The organism is Elizabethkingia argenteiflava, assembly GCF_009904105.1.
Lineage (GTDB): Bacteria > Bacteroidota > Bacteroidia > Flavobacteriales > Weeksellaceae > Elizabethkingia > Elizabethkingia argenteiflava.
Window position 1 is genome coordinate 1 of record NZ_JAAABJ010000426.1, and the last position, 349, is coordinate 349.

Consider the following 349-nt stretch of genomic DNA (forward strand, 5'->3'; position numbering starts at 1 on the left):
CATACATATTAAGAAGCTCATTCCTACAGCTTTTATTCAGTCTTTCAATAAGGCTGTTTTGTGTTGGTTTCCTGGGTTGTATATAGTGAATTTCTATTTTATTTTCATGAGCCCATAGATGAAAATTTTATATCTTTGATCTGTAAAATCAAATTAATTTGTATTTAAATTATTTAAAATAATTTTATAAGTTTATCAAAATATATGTCTACCACGGAGATTTTTTTGTTATAAAAGTATATAATTTTTTTAAAAAAAAGTATATAATTATCTCGAAAAATTCTATAAAAATATTCACATTGTAATCAGCTGGGAATAAAATTAAAATATATGAAAACAAAAATAAATC

The 349-nt window shown here is 21.5% G+C and carries 1 protein-coding gene; it reads right to left on the reverse strand.

Translation table 11 applies throughout. From position 1 onward, the window contains the following. Positions 1 to 97 (reverse strand): integrase core domain-containing protein (locus GNY06_RS15145; protein WP_394350829.1); only part of this gene is annotated, 97 nt, incomplete at its 3' end. Between the last annotated feature and the right edge of the window lie 252 nt (positions 98 to 349).